The organism is Streptomyces sp. NPDC050388 (genome assembly GCF_040655635.1).
Taxonomy (GTDB): Bacteria; Actinomycetota; Actinomycetes; order Streptomycetales; family Streptomycetaceae; genus Streptomyces.
This window is the reverse complement of the sequence record NZ_JBFAKH010000222.1, coordinates 1-3,247: the sequence shown is the minus strand read 5'-3', so window position 1 is coordinate 3,247 and position 3,247 is coordinate 1. Positions and strand designations below refer to the sequence as shown.

General features: G+C 70.4%; 4 protein-coding genes. 1 reads left to right on the top strand and 3 read right to left on the bottom strand.

Translation table 11 applies throughout. The features are described from left to right. Positions 1-417 (top strand): transposase (locus AB0I73_RS40845; RefSeq protein WP_363045445.1); only part of this gene is annotated, 417 nt, incomplete at its 5' end. A gap of 60 nt (positions 418-477) precedes the next feature. On the opposite strand, the gene AB0I73_RS40840 is transcribed toward AB0I73_RS40845, so the two are convergent. The 3 genes from AB0I73_RS40840 to AB0I73_RS40830 form a co-directional block, all read right to left on the bottom strand. Then, positions 478-1,107, bottom strand: coding sequence for a hypothetical protein (locus AB0I73_RS40840; protein WP_363045444.1), 630 nt, complete (start codon positions 1,105-1,107; stop codon positions 478-480). Between the two features lie 104 nt (positions 1,108-1,211). Next, the gene (locus AB0I73_RS40835; RefSeq protein ID WP_363045443.1) at positions 1,212-1,781 is read right to left on the bottom strand and encodes a histidine kinase; all 570 of its coding nucleotides are present in this window, start codon (positions 1,779-1,781) and stop codon (positions 1,212-1,214) included. A gap of 328 nt (positions 1,782-2,109) precedes the next feature. Continuing rightward, entirely contained in the window at positions 2,110-3,102 is a 993-nt protein-coding gene (locus AB0I73_RS40830; RefSeq protein ID WP_363045442.1) for a PP2C family protein-serine/threonine phosphatase, read from the bottom strand. Between the last annotated feature and the right edge of the window lie 145 nt (positions 3,103-3,247).

The following is a 3,247-nucleotide window of genomic DNA, read 5'->3' as shown; positions in this document are numbered from 1 at the left end:
GCCGAGGTCGTCAAGGCGAGTTCGCCCGGTCTGCTCGACGTACGCGGCGTCGGCCCGGACAGCGCCGCAGCCCTGCTCATCGCCGCAGGTGACAACCCTGAACGCCTCACCAGCGAGGCGTCTTTCGCTGCCTTGTGCGGCACCAGCCCGGTCGAGGCGTCCTCCGGCAAGACCCGGCGCCGCAGACTCAACCGCGGCGGCGACCGCCGGGCCGACGCCGCCCTCTACCGGATCGTCCTCAGCCGCCTGCGCTGGGACGACCGCACCCGGAACTGCCTGCAGCGACGCCTTGCCGAGGGCAAGACGCGCCGAGAAGTCATCCGCTGCCTCAAGCGCTACCTCGCACGGGAGGTCTACCGGCTCATCGCCACTCCGAGCCCCGCAGCCAGCCGCGCACCTGCCGCAACCGCTATTTGACATCCATAGGGGCATCAACGCCGTCGGCAGGCAGGAAGTGCGACGCTGCTGCCGAGCCGGTCAATGGCGAGGCCGTCGAGCCGTCGCCGGAGGACGCCGGGTCAGCCAGATATACCCGCCGGACGGCAGCGTCACTTTGTGGGTGTCTCGAAAGCCGAACGCCTCCAGCCGACCGGCCTCGAAGATGGATGCGGTCCATGCGACCACCGTGCCGTTCTGCCGGTCCACGGCCTGAAGACCTGGTGCCAGGACGCGGTCGAGCAGCACGTGCGAGCAGTCACCCTCGCGACTCGCCACAAGCAGGACCCAGTCCCGCGTACCTGCCCGAGCGGCCTCCAGCGCTTCACCGTCTGCCCTGCCCAGTGCCAGCAGGTCGGGCGGAACCTCCAGCTCTCGGGCGATCAGGCCATGGAAGCGGCTGAAGTCCCGGGCGGCTTCTGGCGGCAACCACACGGCGGCGGCGATGAGCTCGTCGGTATGCTGCTCTGCCACCCAGACGTGACCCTCCTCAAGAGCATGGTGGGCCAGTAGCAGCCGCATGACGGCCTGAACTTGTCCAGCATCAGGGTCGATGGCCGGTGGCGTGCCGACGGCGCGCGAGGTGATCAGGCGCACCAGGGCCGGGACGTCCACCAGGTCGGCGGGGCGCACACGATCGGGTACCCGGCCGCCCCGGTCCCCCTCGCCCATCGTCGGCTCCTCTCGCGGTCTGCCGCATCACCGCAGACCCAGCACCTGCATCATCAGCTTGCACCCGCTGCGTGCGGGCCCGCCCGCGCCGGTCCGGTCGCGGGCTAGCGGTGGAACAGGGTTCCGAGCTTGTCCGAGAACTCCTGCCGCCGCTCGGCACGGTGCTGCCGCCGAGCCTGGGCCACTGCCTCTTCCGCGGCCTTCTGCGCCGAGCGGACCTCAGCCTCGACCTCCCCGGCGGGCACCCGCACGATCGTCCCGCCCAGCCGCTCGGCGATGGCGTCCGCAGGCCCGGGGTCGTCCTCCTCCGCCCCGGCGACCAGGACGTTGCTGCCTTCGTCCACGCCGCAGCTGAGCACGGTCAGCGCGTCCACCGACCCGGCCGCGTCGTCGGCGTCGGAGGCCATGCCGACGAGCGTTCCAGCGCCCCAGCCGAGAAAGATGCCCATGGGCCCGCCGAGCACCCCGACCAGCGCGCCGACGACGCCGCCAACCGCCGTGGTGCGGCCGGCGCCGGGTTCGTAGCTCTCGGGCACGGACAGGGTGCCGTCCTCCGCGCGCTCCAGGATCGCCGCCCGGCCCACCGATGGCAGTTGCTTGACCTCGGAGAAGGCCTGGTAGGTGCGGGCAGGGTCGGGGAAGCGGAAGAACATGACCTTGGCGTTCCAGGCCATGGCGGACTCCTTATATGACTGCGGGTGGGCCGGGCCCGGCTGCGCGGGCCCGCCCAAGTTCTGGAGGCAGGAGAAATCGCCACAAACCTACAGTGGACCGCATGCCTCCGCATCGCCGCGGGGGTCTGTAAAAATGAGCGGTGTAGCCACTGAAGAGAGGCTGCCTGCAGAGGCCGGGGCGACGGAACGGCAGCTTCAGGCCCCGGACTCCGCCTGACTGCCCGGACCTCTTGCGGCGCTGTGCCGAGGGCCCCGGTGAGCCGCCATGAGGGTTTTCAAGATCGTAGGTACCCCCGGCTCGGCCGTTGAGACTCCGCTGCCGTCGTTTCTACGATCCACCGGCCTGCGGTGCGACGGAGGGGTCTCGTCCCACGCTGCCGACCGGGACATGGGTGACCGCGAGGGCCGCGGCATCGTCTCCGAGCTCTCTGGTGTGCCGGAACAGAGCGGCGAGCATAGCGTCCAGTACAGCCCCGGGGTCCGGGGGGAGGGGACCGGTCAGCGGGGGGACGGGGTCGAAGAAGACGCCGTTTCGGTCGCGGGCTTCGATGATGCCGTCGGTGAACATCACGAGCGTGGCGCCGGGGGGCCACTCGAACTCGTCCACCGGGACCTCGGGCCCGGCCAGGTCGCCCAGGCCCAGCGGCAGTGACGGCTCCTGCGGTTCCAGGACGGTCACCTCGCCCTCGTGGACCAGCAGCGGCGCCGGGTGGCCCCGGTTCGCCATGCGCAGCACGGACTGGTCGGGGGAGATCTCGACGACGACGGCGGTGACGAAGTCCTCGTACGGCGCATCGTCCCGGTGGCTCTTGACGTCCTGCAGCTGTACTTCCACGCCGCGGACGATGGCGGGCAGGTCCGGCAGCTGGAGGGCCGCCGCGTGGAAGGAGCCCAGCAGGGTGTTGACCAGGGTGACCGCCTGCATGCCTTTGCCGCGGACGTCGCCGATCACCATGCGGAGGCCGTAGGGGGTGTCGTGGACCGCGTAGAGGTCGCCGCCGATCAGGGCCTCTTCCTGGGCAGCCCGGTACCGGGCGGCGACGGCCAGCCCCCGGACACGGCCGGGCACGGCCGGCAGCATCGCGCGCTGGACGGCCTCCGCCACCTGGCGGGACGTTCTCAGCTGTTCCCGCTCGCGTGCGAACATCCGGTTGAGGAACACCGCGACGACGGTCAGGACGGCGATACTCGCGAGCGAAATGAAATCCGAAGGGCTGAAGAGAACATGGCCTTCGCGAAGAGACAGGAGCCACCCGACCAGGTAAGCCGCCGCACCACTGGCGATCGTCCAGGCCAGGGAGAGCATCGGTGCCGCGATCACGGAGACAGCCGCCAGGAGGGGGAAGGTGTTGAATTCCGGCCAGGCGAGGTCAATGAAGCCTTCTCGGCAACGTGACGGTTGCGGTGCGTGATGATGCCGGACGGCGGGATGGCGACTCGGCGTCAGACATGAGTGAAGCCCCTGG

What these genes read in the sequence shown, in the direction of transcription:
- AB0I73_RS40840 (WP_363045444.1), bottom strand. Translation starts at nt 1,107, where the DNA reads ATGGGCGAGGGGGACCGGGGCGGCCGGGTACCCGATCGTGTGCGCCCC.
- AB0I73_RS40835 (WP_363045443.1), bottom strand. Translation starts at nt 1,781, where the DNA reads ATGGCCTGGAACGCCAAGGTCATGTTCTTCCGCTTCCCCGACCCTGCC.